The sequence below is a fragment of the Actinomycetospora chiangmaiensis DSM 45062 genome (genome assembly GCF_000379625.1).
Classification (GTDB): domain Bacteria; phylum Actinomycetota; class Actinomycetes; order Mycobacteriales; family Pseudonocardiaceae; genus Actinomycetospora; species Actinomycetospora chiangmaiensis.
This window is the reverse complement of sequence record NZ_KB903243.1, coordinates 189,962-205,124: the sequence shown is the minus strand read 5'-3', so window position 1 is coordinate 205,124 and position 15,163 is coordinate 189,962. Positions and strand designations below refer to the sequence as shown.

Annotated in this window: 19 protein-coding genes and 1 pseudogene; 9 read left to right on the top strand and 11 right to left on the bottom strand. The window is 74.8% G+C overall.

Translation table 11 applies throughout. The features are described 5' to 3' along the window. Nucleotides 1–35 precede the first annotated feature (35 nt). Nucleotides 36–182 (top strand): annotated as a pseudogene (locus tag A3CO_RS40445) (YrhK family protein); the annotation flags it as partial. Nucleotides 183–234: 52 nt separating this feature from the next. On the opposite strand, the gene A3CO_RS33460 reads toward A3CO_RS40445, so the two are convergent. The 3 genes from A3CO_RS33460 to A3CO_RS0120445 are packed head-to-tail and all read right to left on the bottom strand — an operon-like array spanning nucleotide 235 to nucleotide 2,465. Further along, nucleotides 235–1,686 carry a chloride channel protein gene (locus tag A3CO_RS33460; RefSeq protein ID WP_018334113.1) on the bottom strand — a complete coding sequence of 484 codons (1,452 nt, stop codon included), beginning with the start codon at nucleotides 1,684–1,686 and terminating at the stop codon, nucleotides 235–237. Between the two features lie 16 nt (nucleotides 1,687–1,702). After that, nucleotides 1,703–1,978 carry an SHOCT domain-containing protein gene (locus tag A3CO_RS0120450; RefSeq protein ID WP_018334112.1) on the bottom strand — a complete coding sequence of 92 codons (276 nt, stop codon included), beginning with the start codon at nucleotides 1,976–1,978 and terminating at the stop codon, nucleotides 1,703–1,705. Nucleotides 1,979–2,003: 25 nt separating this feature from the next. Then, complete coding sequence (locus tag A3CO_RS0120445; RefSeq protein WP_245561559.1) at nucleotides 2,004–2,465, bottom strand: DUF6325 family protein; 462 nt, start codon at nucleotides 2,463–2,465, stop codon at nucleotides 2,004–2,006. 152 nt (nucleotides 2,466–2,617) lie between these two features. Here A3CO_RS0120445 and A3CO_RS0120440 point away from each other — a divergent pair, with 152 nt between their 5' ends. Continuing rightward, the gene (locus A3CO_RS0120440; protein ID WP_018334110.1) at nucleotides 2,618–4,132 is read left to right on the top strand and encodes an MFS transporter; all 1,515 of its coding nucleotides are present in this window, start codon (nucleotides 2,618–2,620) and stop codon (nucleotides 4,130–4,132) included. Between the two features lie 3 nt (nucleotides 4,133–4,135). Here the strand turns inward: A3CO_RS0120440 and A3CO_RS0120435 are convergent, their stop codons facing one another. Beyond that, nucleotides 4,136–4,516, bottom strand: coding sequence for a hypothetical protein (locus A3CO_RS0120435; protein ID WP_018334109.1), 381 nt, complete (start codon nucleotides 4,514–4,516; stop codon nucleotides 4,136–4,138). Nucleotides 4,517–4,531: 15 nt separating this feature from the next. Continuing rightward, a complete protein-coding gene (locus tag A3CO_RS0120430; RefSeq protein WP_245561558.1) occupies nucleotides 4,532–5,068 on the bottom strand; it encodes an Lrp/AsnC family transcriptional regulator in 537 nt (178 codons plus the stop codon). 94 nt (nucleotides 5,069–5,162) lie between these two features. Here A3CO_RS0120430 and ald point away from each other — a divergent pair, with 94 nt between their 5' ends. Beyond that, the gene (gene ald, locus A3CO_RS0120425; protein ID WP_018334107.1) at nucleotides 5,163–6,263 is read left to right on the top strand and encodes an alanine dehydrogenase; all 1,101 of its coding nucleotides are present in this window, start codon (nucleotides 5,163–5,165) and stop codon (nucleotides 6,261–6,263) included. Here ald and A3CO_RS0120420 read toward each other — a convergent pair. Further along, nucleotides 6,209–7,108 (bottom strand): hypothetical protein, encoded by a 900-nt coding sequence (locus tag A3CO_RS0120420; RefSeq protein WP_018334106.1) that lies wholly within the window; start codon nucleotides 7,106–7,108, stop codon nucleotides 6,209–6,211. The two genes, ald and A3CO_RS0120420, sit on opposite strands and share 55 nt — an antisense overlap. A 62-nt stretch (nucleotides 7,109–7,170) precedes the next feature. Continuing rightward, entirely contained in the window at nucleotides 7,171–8,292 is a 1,122-nt protein-coding gene (locus A3CO_RS33455; RefSeq protein ID WP_051086021.1) for a branched-chain amino acid aminotransferase, read from the bottom strand. Between the two features lie 64 nt (nucleotides 8,293–8,356). Between A3CO_RS33455 and A3CO_RS0120410 the strand changes: the two genes are divergently transcribed. From A3CO_RS0120410 to A3CO_RS33450, 5 genes are all read left to right on the top strand, one after another. Continuing rightward, nucleotides 8,357–8,920: an RNA polymerase sigma factor gene (locus A3CO_RS0120410; protein WP_018334104.1), complete on the top strand. Its 564-nt coding sequence runs from the start codon at nucleotides 8,357–8,359 to the stop codon at nucleotides 8,918–8,920. After that, entirely contained in the window at nucleotides 8,917–9,513 is a 597-nt protein-coding gene (locus A3CO_RS0120405; RefSeq protein ID WP_018334103.1) for an Asp23/Gls24 family envelope stress response protein, read from the top strand. The genes A3CO_RS0120410 and A3CO_RS0120405 overlap by 4 nt, the downstream gene beginning before the upstream one ends. A gap of 66 nt (nucleotides 9,514–9,579) precedes the next feature. Next, on the top strand, nucleotides 9,580–10,311 hold the full coding sequence (locus A3CO_RS0120400; RefSeq protein WP_018334102.1) for a pirin family protein: 732 nt from the start codon (nucleotides 9,580–9,582) through the stop codon (nucleotides 10,309–10,311). After that, complete coding sequence (locus A3CO_RS0120395) at nucleotides 10,308–10,877, top strand: VOC family protein (RefSeq protein ID WP_018334101.1); 570 nt, start codon at nucleotides 10,308–10,310, stop codon at nucleotides 10,875–10,877. The genes A3CO_RS0120400 and A3CO_RS0120395 overlap by 4 nt, the downstream gene beginning before the upstream one ends. 2 nt (nucleotides 10,878–10,879) lie before the next feature. Further along, entirely contained in the window at nucleotides 10,880–11,335 is a 456-nt protein-coding gene (locus A3CO_RS33450) for a MarR family winged helix-turn-helix transcriptional regulator (RefSeq protein WP_018334100.1), read from the top strand. Nucleotide 11,336: 1 nt separating this feature from the next. On the opposite strand, the gene A3CO_RS37100 is transcribed toward A3CO_RS33450, so the two are convergent. From A3CO_RS37100 to A3CO_RS0120375, 3 genes are all read right to left on the bottom strand, one after another. Then, entirely contained in the window at nucleotides 11,337–11,858 is a 522-nt protein-coding gene (locus A3CO_RS37100) for a L,D-transpeptidase (RefSeq protein WP_018334099.1), read from the bottom strand. 109 nt (nucleotides 11,859–11,967) lie between these two features. Then, nucleotides 11,968–12,738, bottom strand: a complete 771-nt coding sequence (locus A3CO_RS0120380; RefSeq protein ID WP_018334098.1) for a hypothetical protein — start codon at nucleotides 12,736–12,738, stop codon at nucleotides 11,968–11,970. Between the two features lie 53 nt (nucleotides 12,739–12,791). Next, nucleotides 12,792–13,106 carry a hypothetical protein gene (locus A3CO_RS0120375; protein ID WP_018334097.1) on the bottom strand — a complete coding sequence of 105 codons (315 nt, stop codon included), beginning with the start codon at nucleotides 13,104–13,106 and terminating at the stop codon, nucleotides 12,792–12,794. A 412-nt stretch (nucleotides 13,107–13,518) separates the two neighbouring features. Here A3CO_RS0120375 and A3CO_RS33440 point away from each other — a divergent pair, with 412 nt between their 5' ends. After that, nucleotides 13,519–13,935, top strand: a complete 417-nt coding sequence (locus A3CO_RS33440; protein WP_018334096.1) for a GNAT family N-acetyltransferase — start codon at nucleotides 13,519–13,521, stop codon at nucleotides 13,933–13,935. On the opposite strand, the gene A3CO_RS0120365 is transcribed toward A3CO_RS33440, so the two are convergent. After that, on the bottom strand, nucleotides 13,910–15,046 hold the full coding sequence (locus A3CO_RS0120365) for an acyl-CoA dehydrogenase family protein (RefSeq protein WP_018334095.1): 1,137 nt from the start codon (nucleotides 15,044–15,046) through the stop codon (nucleotides 13,910–13,912). The two genes, A3CO_RS33440 and A3CO_RS0120365, sit on opposite strands and share 26 nt — an antisense overlap. Nucleotides 15,047–15,163 lie beyond the last annotated feature (117 nt).

Sequence of the window (15,163 nt, the reverse complement as noted above, 5' to 3'; positions counted from 1 at the left end):
GCCGGCGGCGCACCGACGGGTGAGGGTCCCGGACCGTGCTGCTCTTCCTCTACCTGCGTCGCATCTCCCGGACCGCGCACGATCTGCCGTGGGTCCACCTGTTGATCGGGCTGGTCGGGAACCTGGCCTTCGTCGTGGGGAGCCTGTTCTTCCTGTACCCGGCGCTCACCCGGGCCGGGACCTGGCTCTTCGTCGTCGCCTCGTGGGGCCTGCTCATCGGCGTGCTCGGAGAGATCATGGTCCGGTACGAGTCCCGTCGGCGGGCGCGGCAGGCGGCTCCGGCGCCAGCGACGACTCCCGGGGCTCCGGCTCCGGCTCCCGCGGCGGCTCCGGCTCCCGCGGCGGCTCCGGCTCCCGCGACGGCTCCGGCTCCCGGGGCGGCTCCGGCGGACGCAGCCTCGTGGCGGTCAGGTGGGCCACCACCACCGCGACGATGACGAGCGGCGTCACCGCGAGCGCGTCGGTCGAGAGCAGCAGGACCGCCAGCAGGACCGAGGTCAGCGGGAGGCGGAGCATCACGACCGCCATCGCGCCGATGCCCATCGCCACCGCGGGGACGAGCGGGAGCCCGGGCAGCCGGGAGAGCGCGAGACCACCGGCCGCGCCGAGGAACATCGCCGGGAAGATCGGGCCGCCGCGGAAGGCCCCGAGCGAGAGGGCGTAGGCGAGGGCCTTGGCCAGCAGCAGCGCCACGGCCGCCCCGGTGGAGAAGGTCGCCGCGCCGGTGAGCAGGGACGGCAGGGCGGTCTGGCCCGAGAAGAGCACGTCGGACGGCGGGTGACCGGTGATGAGACCGTAGAGCCCGGCGAGCAGGGCCACGACGACCCCGACGGCGACCGTGAGGGCCACGGTCCGCCGCGCGACGAGGTCGGCGAGGCGCCGGGCGACCCGCGACACCGCGGTGCCGAGCAGTGCGGCGGCCACCCCGATCACGATCGCCCACCCGAACTGCGGGAGGTCCGGTCGGAGGTCGGGCGGGAGGTCGGGCAGGGTCAGCGACACCGGACCGAGGCCGGTCAGCGACCCGAGCCCGACGAAGATCAGCGAGCCGACGCCGGCGGCCAGGAGGCCCGGCAGCAGGAGCGGCCCGACCATGCCCCCGCCCACCCCGGTGGCCTCCATGAGCAGGAAGGCCCCGAGGAGCGGGGAGCCCAGCAGCGTGGCGATCGCCGCGAAACTGCCCGTGCCCGCGATCACGCGGCGGGCCGACGGCGACGGTTCCTGACGGGTCACGCGGGTCGCGAGCACCGCGAGGCCGCCCCCGAGGGCGATCAGGGGCGCCTCGGGCCCGAGGACGGCGCCGCACGTGAGCGTCACGACCGCCGCGAGGGCGACCCCGGGCAGGGCGACGGCCGTGGGCGGCGCGTGGGTGCCGAAGCCCGCGGCCGGGGAGCGCCCGCCGTACCCGGGCAGGAAGCGGACCGTGCTCCCGACGATCAGTCCGCCGGCCGCCAGCACCGGGACGGGCCACCAGAGCGGGGCGTGACCTGTGCCGTCCGTCAGGTGGAGCGCCCGCGGCAGGTCCTCGTAGACCAGGCGCGCGAGGACGGCGGTGAGGGCGAGGAACAGGTAGGCGACGGCCGAGATCGGGATGCCGAGCAGGACGGCGAACAGGATGAGCCGCAGGTAGGCCGGCGAGCGCAGCAGCTCGTCGGGGGAGGGGTCGGCGCCCGGCTCCGTGGTCATGGCCGCCCCGGCGGGATCAGGCGCCGAGGACCCGTCGCTTGGCCGCCGCGAACTCCTCGTCGCTCAGCACGCCGCGGTCGCGGAGGTCCCCGAGCTGGCGCAGCTGGGCGACGGTGTCGTCCTCGGCGGGCGGCGCGGCGGCCGGCGCGGGTGCCGGGGCGACTCGCTCGGCCGCCCACGCGTCCTGCTCGGCCCAGCGTCCGGCCTGACGGCGGGAGACCCGGTTGGAGACCGCCGTGGCGGTCCCGGCGACGACGGCGGTCCGGGCGATCCCCCGGAGCAGTCCTGGCATGGCGCGCTCCCGTGAGCTGGTCGGATCAGTGGACGGCGTCGACGGCGTCGACGGCGTCGACGGCGTCGACCGACGCCGCCAGGACCTCGACCGGGATGCGACCCCCCGCCACGAGCTGCGCACCGTTCCGGCGCAGTGCCGCGGCGAGCGGGGCGGCCCAGAGGTTCTCGTAGACGAGCACGGCGGCGAGGGTGTCCGGCGCGAGGACCGTCCCGGCGTCGTGCAGGTCGTCCCGCGCCAGGAGCCCCGAGGCGACCCCGTGGAAGACGTCGAGGCCGTCCCCGCCCGCGAGGTCGGTGAGGTCGGTGAGCTCGACGACCTCCACCGCACCGTCGCGGGCACGGCGGACGAAGCCGAGGTCGAGGATCCGGATGATGCCGCGGTCGACGAGGTCGACGAGCAGCGGCAGGCCCTCGCCGGTCGGCTCGCCGTCGGCGAACTCGACGACGAGGTAGTCGACCGGCCCCATGTCACGTGGTTCGTTCACGTCCCCGAGGGTCGGGGCCGGACCCGCGGGACGTCCTCACCCGCACCGGGTGAGCCGGGTCGCGCCCGCACCGCCGGGTGTCGGGCGGCCGGGGGAGCCCGGGACCTTCGGCCGTGCCGACGGTGCCCGCGCCCGGCCCACCCTCCGGACCCATGACCCGTGCCACGACCCCCGGCGACACCACCCGACCCGGCGTGCGCCCGGGGGCAGGGGTCCTGCTCGTCGCCTGCGTGTCGACGTTCGTGGTCAACGCGAACACCTCGGCGGTCAGCATCCTGCTCCCGTCGATCAGCGCCGACCTCGGCGCCTCGCTCGGGCTGCTGCAGTGGGCGGTGACCGGCTACCTGCTGGTCGGGGCGGCGACGATCGTGACGACGGGCGCGCTCGGCGACGTCCTCGGCCGTCGGAACGTGTTCCTGGCGGGGCTCACGCTCTTCGTGGCCACCTCCGTCCTGATCGCACTCGCACCGACGGGCGAGGTCGTCGTCGCCGGGCGGGTGATCGCCGGGGCCGCCGGCGCGACGATCCTGGCCTGCGGGCTGAGCCTGCTCTCCGTGGCCTCGTCGGGGCAGGGGCAGATGTGGGGGGTCGCGCTGTGGGGCGGCGCGTCGGCGGCGGGGGCGGCCGCGGGGCCGGTGGTCGGCGGCGTGCTGAACGAGGTCACGGGCTGGCCGGGGCTGTTCTGGGTCAACGCCGTGATCGCCGCCGTGCTGCTCCCGGTCACCGCCGGGACCGTGCAGGAGTCCTCGGACCCGTCCCGCCCGCGGCGCATCGACTGGGCGGGGACGGTGCTGGTCGCCGTGGTCCTCGTGCCCTTCGTGCTCGCGATGACCGAGGCGCCGTCGTGGGGGTGGCTCTCGGCCCGCACCCTCGGGTGCCTCCTCGTGACCGTGGCGGGCGCCGTCGGGTTCGTGCTCGTCGAGCGGCGCGTCACCGCCCCGCTGGTCGATCTCGCGCTGCTGCGCAACGTCCTGCTCGTCGCCTCGACGCTCGCCATCCTGATCGGCGCGGGGGCGATCGCGGCGATCAGCTTCCTCATCAGTCTGTACTTCCAGAACCCGCTGATCTTCGGCATGTCGAGCCTCCGGGCGGGCCTCGCGACGTTGCCGGTGGCCGCCGTCGTCGTGGTCGTCGCCCCGGCCGTCAGCCCGCTCGCGCACCGCTACGGCGCCCGCCGCATCGTCATGGTCGGGTTCGTCCTGCTCACCGTGGCGTTCGCCGTCCTCGCGGCCGTCCGGCCGTCCTGGGGATACGTCGCCTTCCTCGTGCCGCTGCTCGGGGTGGCCGCCGGCCTGGCGCTGTCCAACGGTCCGGCGTCCTCGGTCAGCACCGCGTGCGTGCCTCCCGCCCAGGTCGGGGCCGCGTCCGGGATCTCGAACATGGCCCGCTACGTGGGCGGCGCGGTGATGACGGCGGTCGTGGCGGGCATCGTCACGCGGGTGGCGTCGGCGAAGGCCGACGCGGGCGCGGCGGGGGCCGAGGCGCTCGCGGCCGGGTTCGGCCGCGCGTGTCTGGTGCTGGCGGTCTTCTCGGCCTGCGGGATCGTGCTCGGCGTCCTCGTCGCCCGCCGGGTCCGGCGGCCGCGGCCCGTGGACCTGGCCGCCGCGGCGGCGGCGACGGTGCACACGCTGCCCCCGGTCGAGACCGAGGACGCCGCGGCGGCCTGACCGTCAGCGGATCAGCCCGACGACGGCGGCCCCCACCAGCCCGCCGCTGGTCAGCGTGAACGAGACGACGCTCAGCGCCTGGAACCAGGTGCGGGTCGCCGCACGGGGGAACCTGGCGAGCGGCAGGAACAGGGTCGGGTTGAGCCAGGTCCCGATCACGATCGCGACCGTGAGCCACGTCGGCAGGCCCGGGACCGCCAGCCCGACCGCGATCAGGATGATCCCCATGATCACGTAGTCGAGGTGGGCCTGGAGGATCCGCCGGGGCTTGCGCACTCCGGCGCGCTCCACGAGCTGCGGGGTGATCATCGTGGCCGCGACCGCCCACCCGAGCACGGCACCGAACGCCAGCTCCACCAGGCCGATGCGCGTCAGGACGTCCACGGCGCTGATGCTCTCTCACACCCCGTGTGCGGTGCGGACGTGGTCGAAGATCAGGCTGGTGACGGTCCCCGCCACGTCGCGGTGGTTGTTGAGGGTGGCGACGAGGTCGCGCAGCGCCCCCGTCCCCGCCGTGGCGACGTGGAGCAGGTAGTCGTCCGCCCCCGCGACGAAGTAGACGTCGCGCACGGCGGGCAGGCGCCGGACGAGCGCGGTGAACTCGCCGAGCCGGTCGCGGGCGTCGCTCTGCAGGCGCACCGAGATCATCGCCTGGAGCGGGAGCCCGACGGCGGCCGGGTCGACGTCGGCGTGGAACCCGCGGATCACGCCGCGCTCGCGCAGGGCCCGCACCCGGGCGAGGCAGGTGGACGCCGCGATCCCCACCTTCTCGGCGAGCGCGGCGTTGGTGGTGCGGGCGTCGGCGACCAGGTGGCCCAGCAGGGCACGGTCGATCTCGTCGAGGGCCCTCCCCGTCGCCCCGCTCGCCCCGGTCGGCCGCAGATCGTTCGGCGACGGGTCCGGCCGGACCACGGAATCGTCGGGAAGTTCGGCCACGCTTCCAGGTTACAGAACCTTCTTCAACAATCTACCCACGAAACAGCAGGACGTTCAGAATAGAGGAGCAGGCACGACGAGGAGGAGGACGATCATGAAGGTCGCGGTGCCCACCGAGGTCAAGGACAACGAGTTCCGGGTGGCCCTGACGCCCGGGGGTGTGCGCGAGCTGGTCGGCCACGGCCACGAGGTCGTCGTGCAGGAGGGCGCGGGCGTCGGCTCCGCCTTCGGTGACGAGGAGTACAAGGAGGCGGGGGCCCGCCTCGTCGCCGACGCGGACGCCGTGTGGGGCGACGCCGAGCTGGTCGTGAAGGTCAAGGAGCCGGTTGCCTCGGAGTACCACCGCCTGCGCCCCGACCTGACGCTGTTCACCTACCTGCACCTCGCGGCCTCCCGCGAGTGCACGCAGGCCCTGCTCGACGCGGGCACCACGGCGATCGCCTACGAGACCGTCACCCGCGACGGGGCACTGCCGCTGCTGGCGCCCATGAGCGAGGTCGCGGGCCGGCTCGCGCCGCAGGTCGGCGCCTACCACCTGATGCGCTCGCACGGTGGTCGCGGCCTGCTGCTGGGCGGCGTGCCCGGCGCCCCGGCCGCGCACGTCGTCGTCATCGGCGGCGGGGTGTCCGGCGCGGCGGCCATCCAGATGGCGGTCGGGATGCACGCGCGGGTCACGGTGCTCGACAAGAACCTCGACACGCTCCGCGCGCTGGACGCCCGCTACGCCGGTCGCGTGCAGACGCTGTACTCGAACACCGACAACCTGGAGCGTGCGGTCCTCGACGCCGACCTCGTGGTCGGCGCGGTGCTCGTACCCGGTGCCCGTGCCCCGAAGCTCGTCGGCAACGACCTGGTCCGGCGGATGAAGGCGGGCGCGGTGCTCGTCGACATCGCGATCGACCAGGGCGGGTGCTTCGAGGACTCCCACCCGACCACGCACTCCGACCCGACGTTCGCGGTGCACGACACGCTCTTCTACTGCGTGGCGAACATGCCGGGGGCGGTGCCGAACACCTCCACGCACGCCCTGACGCACGCCACCACGCCGTTCGTGCTCGCGCTGGCCGACCGGGGCTGGCGGCAGGCGACGGCCGACGACGCCGGGCTCGCCGCGGGTCTCGCGACCCACGCCGGTGAGCTCTACAGCGCCACCGTCGGCGAGGCGCACGACCTGCCGGTGTCGTCGCCGGCCTGACGCGGGGCGGGCACCGGGGCCACTCGTGCCCGCGCGGCCTCGACGGCCCGGGCCCGGGTCGCCCGGCGCGCCGCGGTGCGGGCGGGACGATCGGCCTCCGGGGCGCGCCGGTGGTGGGCATCGGTCATGCCCCGCAGTGCCCCGGCGAGGGCGCAGGCCGCGTCGACCGATGCGAGGTCGAAGACGCTCGTGATCCCGGCGGCGCGGACCGTGAGACGGCCGAGCCGACCGCCCTCGGCGCGGTCGAGGACGCTCGCGTCGACCTCCAGCCCGCCGTAGCCGACGACCGCGTGGAACCGGTCGTCGCGCAGCACGACGCGGTCGGGGAGGAAGGCGAGCTCCCGCGCCGTCCCGGCGAAGGTGGGCACGGGCAGGTCCGCGCGCAGGTGGCGCGGGCCGTCGCTGCGGCGGGTCACCGGGGCGTGCCCACCCTGCGGGGCCACCTCCCAGACGGCGGGCTCCCAGGACGTGGCGGCGCAACGCAGCCGGTCCCAGGTGGCCACGAGCTGCTCGTGGCGGCGGAGCCGGTCGGCGTCCGGCACCTCGTGCGTCGCGAGGACCGTGCGCCGCCCGCGGTCGCGGTGGTGGGCCAGCACGGCGGCGACGGCGGCGACGAGCACCGTGGCGAGGACGGCGGGGACGGAGAGGTCGGTCCCCGCCGCCACCGCCACCGCCAGGGCGAGCGCCGCCGTCACGACGGCCGGGGCGGCCGGCCTCCGCGCGGCCGCGGCGTCGAGGGCGTGGCGGAGGGCGTCGACGTCGGCCTCGCGCAGCCCGTCCGGCGTGCTCGTGAGGTAGTGCGCCCCGCCGGCCTCCAGGCAGGCGTGGTGGCGGGCGATCGGCACGGTCGGCCTCCGCTGCTCGGGGATCGTGACCGTGTGTCGCCGTTTAGGCGCACATTGTTACGTCAAGTGATGTCACTCGATGGGCTGTCCAGTCCAACCGGCACGCGCCAGCCCCGCGGGTCGGGGACCCGACCGAACTGGATGTCGAGCAGGTCGGTGCGGAGCGCGAGCGTGTGCGGACCGGGGGTGCCGGCGCCGACGGCGAACTCCCCGGACGCGGCGCGGAAGGCGACGATCGGGCTGATGACGGCCGCGGTCCCCGTCGCGAAGACCTCCGTGATCGAGCCGTCCGCGCACCCGGAGCGCAGCTCGTCGACCGACACCGCGCGCTCCACCGGGGTGAGGCCGTGGTCCGGGGCGAGCTCCAGGACGCTGCGGCGGGTGACGCCGTCGAGGATCGTGCCCAGGGGCGGGGTGACGAGCTCGCCGTCCGCCGTCACGAGCAGCACGTTCATCGTCCCGGACTCCTCGAGCCAGCGGTGCTCGCGGGCGTCGAGGAAGAGGACCTGGTCGCAGTCGTGGGCCCGGGCCACCGCCTGGGCGGCGAGGCCCGCGGCGTAGTTGCCCCCGCACTTCGCGTCGCCGGTCCCGCCCGGGGCGGCCCGGGAGAGCTCGTCGGAGATCCACAGGGTCAGCCCGGCATCGCGCCCGGCGAACAACGGGCCGGCGGGGGAGGCGGTGACGAGGAAGCGCGCCTCCTCGGCCGGCCGCACCCCGAGGAACGCCTCGGTGGCGACGGTGAACGGCCGCAGGTAGAGCGAGGCGGGCGGCTCGGGCACCCACGCCGCGTCGGCCCGCACCAGCGCGGCGACCGCGTCGACGAAAGCCTCCTCGGGCAGCGGCGGCAGGGCCAGCCGTCGGGCGGAGTGGGTGAAGCGGGCGGCGTTGAGGGCCGGCCGGAACAGGGCCACCGACCCGTCGGGCTGGCGGTAGGCCTTCAGGCCCTCGAAGATCTCCTGCGCGTAGTGCAGCACCGCGGCCGCCGGGTGCAGCGAGAGCGGCTCCGACGCGCGCACCCCGGCGTCGTGCCAGCCCCGGCCCGCCGACCAGGTGGCGGTGGCCACGTGGTCGGAGAACACCCGGCCGAACCCGGGGTCGGCGAGCAGCGCGTCGCGCTGCCCGGCGGGCGTCGGGTGCGGGGTGGGGCGGTGCGGGAACTCGACCCCCACGGCGGAACTGGTCATCCCCGGGACGGTGACAGACGGGCGGGGGCGGGTGCCAGTGCCACGTCACGGGTAGTGGCAGGGGGTGGACGGCGTCGGGGTCGACGAGCGCGACCGGGGCGCGCAGATCGACCGGTGGCTCGTCGGGAAGGCGCGGGACGGCGACCCGCAGGCCTACGAGGAGCTGATCCGGCGCCACCGCGACCGCATCTACCGGATCGCGCTGCGCATCACGGGCGACCGCGCCGACGCGGACGACGTGACCCAGGAGGTCGTCATCCAGCTCTGGACGGCGCTGTCGGGCTTCGCGGGGACCTCGGCCTTCACCACCTGGCTCTACCGCGTCGTGGTCAACCGCAGCCTCGACCACCGGCGGCGCCACCGCGTCGGGCCGGAGCCGCAGGAGACCGACCTGGCCCCCGTCGCCGGCCCGGAGCGCTCGGTGGTCGCCGGCGAGGAGGTGCGCGCCGGCCTCGAGGCCATCGCGCGCCTGCCCGAGAACGAACGCGTCCCGCTCGTGCTCTGCCAGATCGAGGGCCTGTCCTACGCCCAGGCGGCCGCCATCACCAAGACCTCCGAGGCGACCGTGCGCGGGCGCCTCGCCCGTGCCCGCGCGACCCTGCTCGCCGAGATGAGGAGCTGGTCATGACCGAGATCCCGGGTCTCCCGACGACCCTGCCGTGCGGGCGCCCCACGGCCGCGCTCGTCGAGCAGGTCGCCGAGGGCCGGGCCGACCGGCTCGACGCCCACCAGCGGGACTGCCCCCACTGCCGCGCGGCACTGGCGGAGTACGCGCGCCGCTGGGCGCCCGTCGCCGCGGTCGCCGCCGAGCGCCCGCGCGCGCCGACGTCGTCGATCGAGGCGGCGTTGCGGGCGCTGCGGGGGCCGGGCGGTGAGGAGGAGTACGGCCGCATCGGGTCCCCGCAGGGCCACACCCGGGTGGCCGCGCGGGTGGTGGTCGCGCTCGCCCGTCACCTGGCCACCGGGGTCCCCGGCGTGGAGGTGGCCCTCGGTGGGCTGGTGGCCGACCGGCACGGGGCCGGCGGTGAGGTGGTGCCCGACGTCGAGGTCGGCGTGACCGGCGGCTCGACGGCCGTCCGGATCACGCTGGCGGCCGCGTACGGCCAGGACCTGCAGGCCCTCGGGGAGCGCATCCGCACGGTGGTGGCCCGCGGGATCCGCGACGCCACCGGGCTGGAGCCGGTGGACGTGACGGTGCACGTCGACGACGTCTTTTCCTGACCCCGTTCGCGGATGGCAGCCGCGCCGGTCAGGCGCTACGTTGCAGGTTCAACGAAACGGGGAGCCATGGTCGGGACGGTCGAGGTGCGGCGCGCCGCCGATCGCGGCGTGCTGCCCGGCGTGCCCGGGGTCGACTCCCGCCACTCGTTCTCCTTCGGCGCCCACCTCGAGCCCGGCAACACCCACCACGGCGTGCTGCTCGCGCACCACGAGGACCGCATCGCCCCCGGCGCCGGGTACGACGACCACCCCCACCGCGACACCGAGATCGTCACCTGGGTGCTCGACGGGACCCTGGTCCACGCCGACGACGCCGGGCGCACGGCGTTCGTGACGCCCGGCTCGGTCCAGCGGCTGTCCGCGGGCCGCGGGGTGGTCCATAGCGAGCGCAACGCCGCCGACGACGAGCTGCACCTGGTGCAGATGTGGCTGCTCCCCGACGAGGCCGGGACCGAGCCGGTCCACGAGGTCGTCGACGTCGCCGAGGCCCTGCACGACGGCGGGTGGGTCCCGGTGGCGGGCCCGGCCGGCCGGTCCGTCGGGGCCGGGCTGGGCATCGCGGACGCGGTCCTGCACGTCGCGCGCCCGCCCGCGGGCCGCGAGCTGGCGCTGCCCGTGGCGTCCCACCTGCACGTCTTCGTCGCCCGCGGGGAGGTCGGCCTCGACGGGGCCGAGCTCCACGCCGGCGACACCGCCCGTCTCGTCGAGTCCCCGGCGACCGGGCTGCGAGCGCACACCGACGCCGAGGTCCTCGTGTGGGAGATGGCGTCCGACCTCCTGGGAGAGGGAGTCCGATGAGCACGACCGAGTCGCAGACGCCGGAGCCGACCCGCGACGAGTACGACCGCGAGGACAAGGCGTCCCTGATCAGCGCCGAGCAGCGGCGGGAGCTCGAGGAGATCCGCGACCGCGTGCGGGCGGAGTTCCTGTTCTCGAAGGAGAAGCGGCCGAAGAGCTACGGCCAGGGCGTCCACCACGTCGCGCTCATCTGCCGCGACGTGCGCACCACCACCGAGTGGTACCAGAACGTGGCCGGCTTCCCCGTCACGGTGCTGTTCGAGAACCGCGACCTCGCGGGCTCGACGCACTTCTTCTTCGACGTCGGGAACGGCAACCACCTGGCGTTCTTCGACCTGCCCGGGGTCGAGCCGGGGCCCTACCAGGAGGTGCTCGGCGGGCTGCACCACCTGTGCCTGTCGGTCTCCGAGGAGCACTGGCACGAGATCAAGGGCCGGCTCGACGAGCGCGGGATCGAGTACATGCTCGAGTCCGGCACGTCGATCTACACCTTCGACCCCGACGGTGCCCGCATCGAGTTCATCCACGACCCGCTGGGCCGGATGTACGGGCACGACACCATGTAGGGGTGGCACCCCCCGAAGAGCGCGCCGCGATCGTGCGGGCCCTGCAGCGGCTCACGGCCTCGTCGCGTCACCTCGCGGACGCGTTCGCCGCGCGGCAGGGCCTGCACCCGACCGACCTCGAGGCGCTCCTGCACGTGATGCAGGGCGAGGCCGAGGGCACGCCGCTCACCGCGGGTGCCCTCGGCGAGGCGCTGTCCCTGACGTCCGGCTCGGTGACCGGGGTGGTCGACCGGCTGGTCGCCGCCGGCCACGTCGAGCGGCGTCGTGACGCGGGCGACCGACGCCGGGTCCTGCTCTTCCACGCGCCCGAGGCGCGGGCGGTGGCGGCCGAGTTCTTCGGCCCCATCGGCACGCTCTCGGACGCCGTGATGGACACGTTCGACGACGCCGAGCTGGCGACCGTCCGCCGCTACCTCGAGGCGATGACCGACGCCGTGTCCGCCGCGCTGCGGACCTGACTCACGACACCACCTGCACCTGGTTGCCGGGCTGCAGCGTGTCGTAGAAGGTCTGCGAGGGGCCCCACCCGAGGTGCACGCACCCGTTGGACGCGACGTTGACGCTGTCCTCGTGGAAGGCGATCCCGGGCTGGAAGAACACCGCGTTCGGCATGGGCGCGTCGAACTCGGTGCTCCAGTAGTGCCTGACCTTCTTCTCGACGCTGAAGGTGCCCACCGGTGTGGGGGCGCTCGACTTCCCGCCGCGCGCGGCGAACGGCCCGGCGGTGACGTGACCGGCGCCGTCGGTCAACCAGGCCTGCCGGGTCGACAGGTCCATGCAGGCCTTCGCGGTGGTCGCGCAGGGGGTGCCGGGGGTGGTCGCCGCCAGAGCGGCGGGCGCCGCGGGGGCGGCGGGCGCGGCGGGAGCGGCGGGAGCGGCTGGGGCGGCCTGGGCGGTGCCGAGTCCGAGTCCGGCCGCCGCGGCACAGGCGGCGACGGTGGCTCCGAGACGGGCGATCCAGCGGCCGGTCACGACGATCATCTCCTCGTGGAACAGGAATCCTCTCCCGGAAGGGCTACCTGTTCGTGAGCGCAAGCATTCACGCGGGATTTCGCCAAACCGCCGTGATCGGATCGTTCCCGATCCCGGGCTATTCCGTCATCCGCAGGCGGTGGCGCAGGGCCCGCGCGTGGCGGCGGGCCAGGAGGGCCGCCCCGGCCAGGCCGAGCACCCAGCAGAGCACACCCACCGCGAGCGGGGCCCCCTTCCCGAGGGCCGCCGCCGTCCGGTCGGCGAGCCGCAGGGCGGGCTCCAGGCCGAGCACGGCGATCCAGGGGGCGCCGACGCACGTCGCCCACCGGATCCAGGTGCGGGGCAGGGCGAGCCGGGCCCGCCACGGCAACGGGCGGTAGGGCAGCAGGACCGACAGCACCGAGCCGACCCCGAGCCAGCAGAACACCGCACCGACGTCCGCGAGGGAGGCGCGACCGAGGTCGGGGGCGCGGGTCGCGAGCGCCTGGGCCACGAGCGTCACCGTGAGCGCGAGCGGCACGATCACCGTGGCCAGGGCGAGGTTGCGCACCGCGAGGATGCGGGCCACCCCGCGGCCGGCGTCGAGGAGGGCGTGGACCTCCTCGCCGTCCGCGCCGAGCTGGTTGGTGTTGACGACGTCGGCCATCATCCACACCACCACGAGCACACCGACGTGGGCGGCCGCGAACGCCTCCGGGCGCGAGGGGTGCCACTGCGACCAGCCGATCCAGCCGACCGCCAGCAGCAGGTTGACCAGCAGCCCGACGAGTCGGGTCCGGCGGCGGGTGTAGGTGGCCATGACCTCGCCGAGGACCTCCGCCCCGAACGCGACGGCGTCCAGGGGCGGGCGCAGCACCGTGGTCGGGCCCGCGAGCCGCCGTCCGGACATCCCCCACCTCCCGCGTGTCGGTTGCCCCGTTCGTGGCGGGACAACCGCGCAGGTCAGGACGCGATCGCGTGACGCCCCGATCGGGGCGCCATCGGGAGGTGGTGGCGGACGACGGCGACGTTGACGTCACCGAGGTCGCCCTCGTCGAGGTCGCGGCGACGACGCTCGGCGTCGATCAGCGCGTGGGGCCCGTCGAAGGGGCCGTAGGAGTCGAGCGCGCCGGTCGCGGGGTCGGCCACGAGGACGACGTAGGCGTCGCACGCGTCGAGGCGGTCCTCGATCGCCTCCTGGTCGGCGAGGACCTCCGCCACGAGGTCGTGGACGGAGGACAGGGTGTCGTGGAGGCGGTCGGGCGCGTGGTCGTCCACGGCGGAATCTCCTCGGTGTCGTCGGCCGGGCGTCGACGTCAGGTCCTCCCGGACGGCCCCGACACCGTCCGACTTCCTGACGTTCTGCCGACGGAGGGTAGGAGGAGCCGGGAGTACCGCCCACCCCTTCGTGAGTGGATCTCGGTCAGGTCACGGCCGTATCTCGACACGCTTCGTGAACGAACCCGCTGATGTGGGTGACGCAACGAGACACGCGCAGAGGTCCGGACCACTCGCGGAGTGGCCAGATGTGTCCGCTGACGCGGGCGCGTGTCCCCGATCCGGTGAGATGTGCATCACAGTGGTCGGAGGCGGCCGTTGTGCACGTTCCGCGAGCCGATGTCACGGTGCGTCGTCGAACGGCGTCGGAAAACGGCTGGCGGCCCGTCGCGGCGCGGCGCACGCTCCGCGGATGACCGAGGTGCTGCATCCTGCCGTCACGCTGCGGGAGTTCGATCCCGCCGACGGGGACGAGGCCGCCGCCGTCGTCACCGCAGCGGTGCTCGGCGCCCGGCCGCGCGAGGTCATGCCGCCCGACGACGCCCCGGACCCCGACGACTGGACGCTCGCCCGCGAGCGCGCCTACGCGCGGTTCCTGCGGTCACGGCGGGCGATCGAGACCTCGTTCCTCGTCGTCGAGGGCACGGCGGTCGTCGGCGTGGCGTGGCTGCGGCACGACCCGGCGGGCGCGGAGACGGGCGGGTGGCTCGCCCGGTCCGCCCGGGGCCGCGGGCTGGGCACCCTCGTGCTCGGCCTGCTCGCGGCCCGCGCCGGCGGGGCGGGGGCGCTGCCGCTCCGGGGCCTCAGAGCCCCAGGGTCTTCCCGATGATGTCGCGCTGGATCTCGCTCGTCCCGCCGTAGACGGTGGAAACGACCGAGAGGCGCAGCAGGCGCTCCATCCCGTACTCGGTGGCGTAGCCGTACCCGCCGAGCATCTGCATGCCCTCGAGCGAGAGGTGCTTGGCGAGCTCGGTCGCCTTGAGCTTGGCCATCGACGCCTCGCGCGGGAAGAGCGCGGTCGGGTTCGCGTCGATGGTCGCCGCTGTGTCGTGCACCAGCAGCTTCGTCGCGGCGAGTTCGGTGGCGTTGTCGGCGATCCGGTGGCGCATCGCCTGGAAGCTGCCGACCGGCCGGCCGAACTGCTGCCGCTCCTTCACGTAGGCGAGCGTGTCGTCGAACGCCCGTCGCGCGAGCCCGAGCATGAGCCCGGCGAGGATCATCCGCTCCAGGTTCAGGCCGGCCATGAGCTGACGCCAGCCCTGGCCCTCGACCCCCACCACGGCGTCGGCGGGCAGGTGGCAGTTCGTGAAGTAGAGGTCGTTGACCTCCTTGCCCCCCATCGTCTCGATGCCCCGGATCTCCAGGCCGTCGACGTCGGTCGGCACCACGAACATGGTCAGGCCGTCGTGCTTGCCGCCCTCGGTGGACGTGCGGGCGACGAGCAGGATGTGCGAGGCGATGTGGGCGTTGGAGCACCACGTCTTCTGGCCCTCGATCAGCCAGCCGTCCTCGGTCTTCGTGGCCTTGCAGGTCAGGCCGCCGACGTCGGAGCCCGCGCCCGGCTCGGACATCGAGATCGCGAGCACGTCACCGCGCAAGGTGCCGCCGAGCAGCGTCCGCTTCTGCTCCTCGGAGCCGAACTTCTGGATCGCGGCCGCGGTGATGATCGTCGTGCCGAAGCCGCCGATCGGCAGCCGGTGGTAGCTGGTCTCCTCGAGGAAGACGAGCAGGTCGGTCATCGTGCCGTCCGCGCCGCCGTACTCCTCGGGCAGCGAGATGCCGAGCCAGCCCAGGTCGGCGATCTTGCGGTAGATCTCGTCGGAGTGCGGCCCCTCGACGGTGAGCCGGTCCAGGGCGGCCTTGTCCGGCACCTCGCGCCGGGCGAACTCGGCGATCGCGCCGGCGAACGCGGTCTGCTCCTCGGTGAGCGTGACGGGCATGCGGGGTCCTTCCCGACGGCGGGTCCTGCCGGTCGATCCTGACTGTTTGTGCGCCCGCCGTCGAGACCCGTTCGGCCCCGGGGGTCACGTGAGGCAGCCTCCGGACGTGCCGGGGCT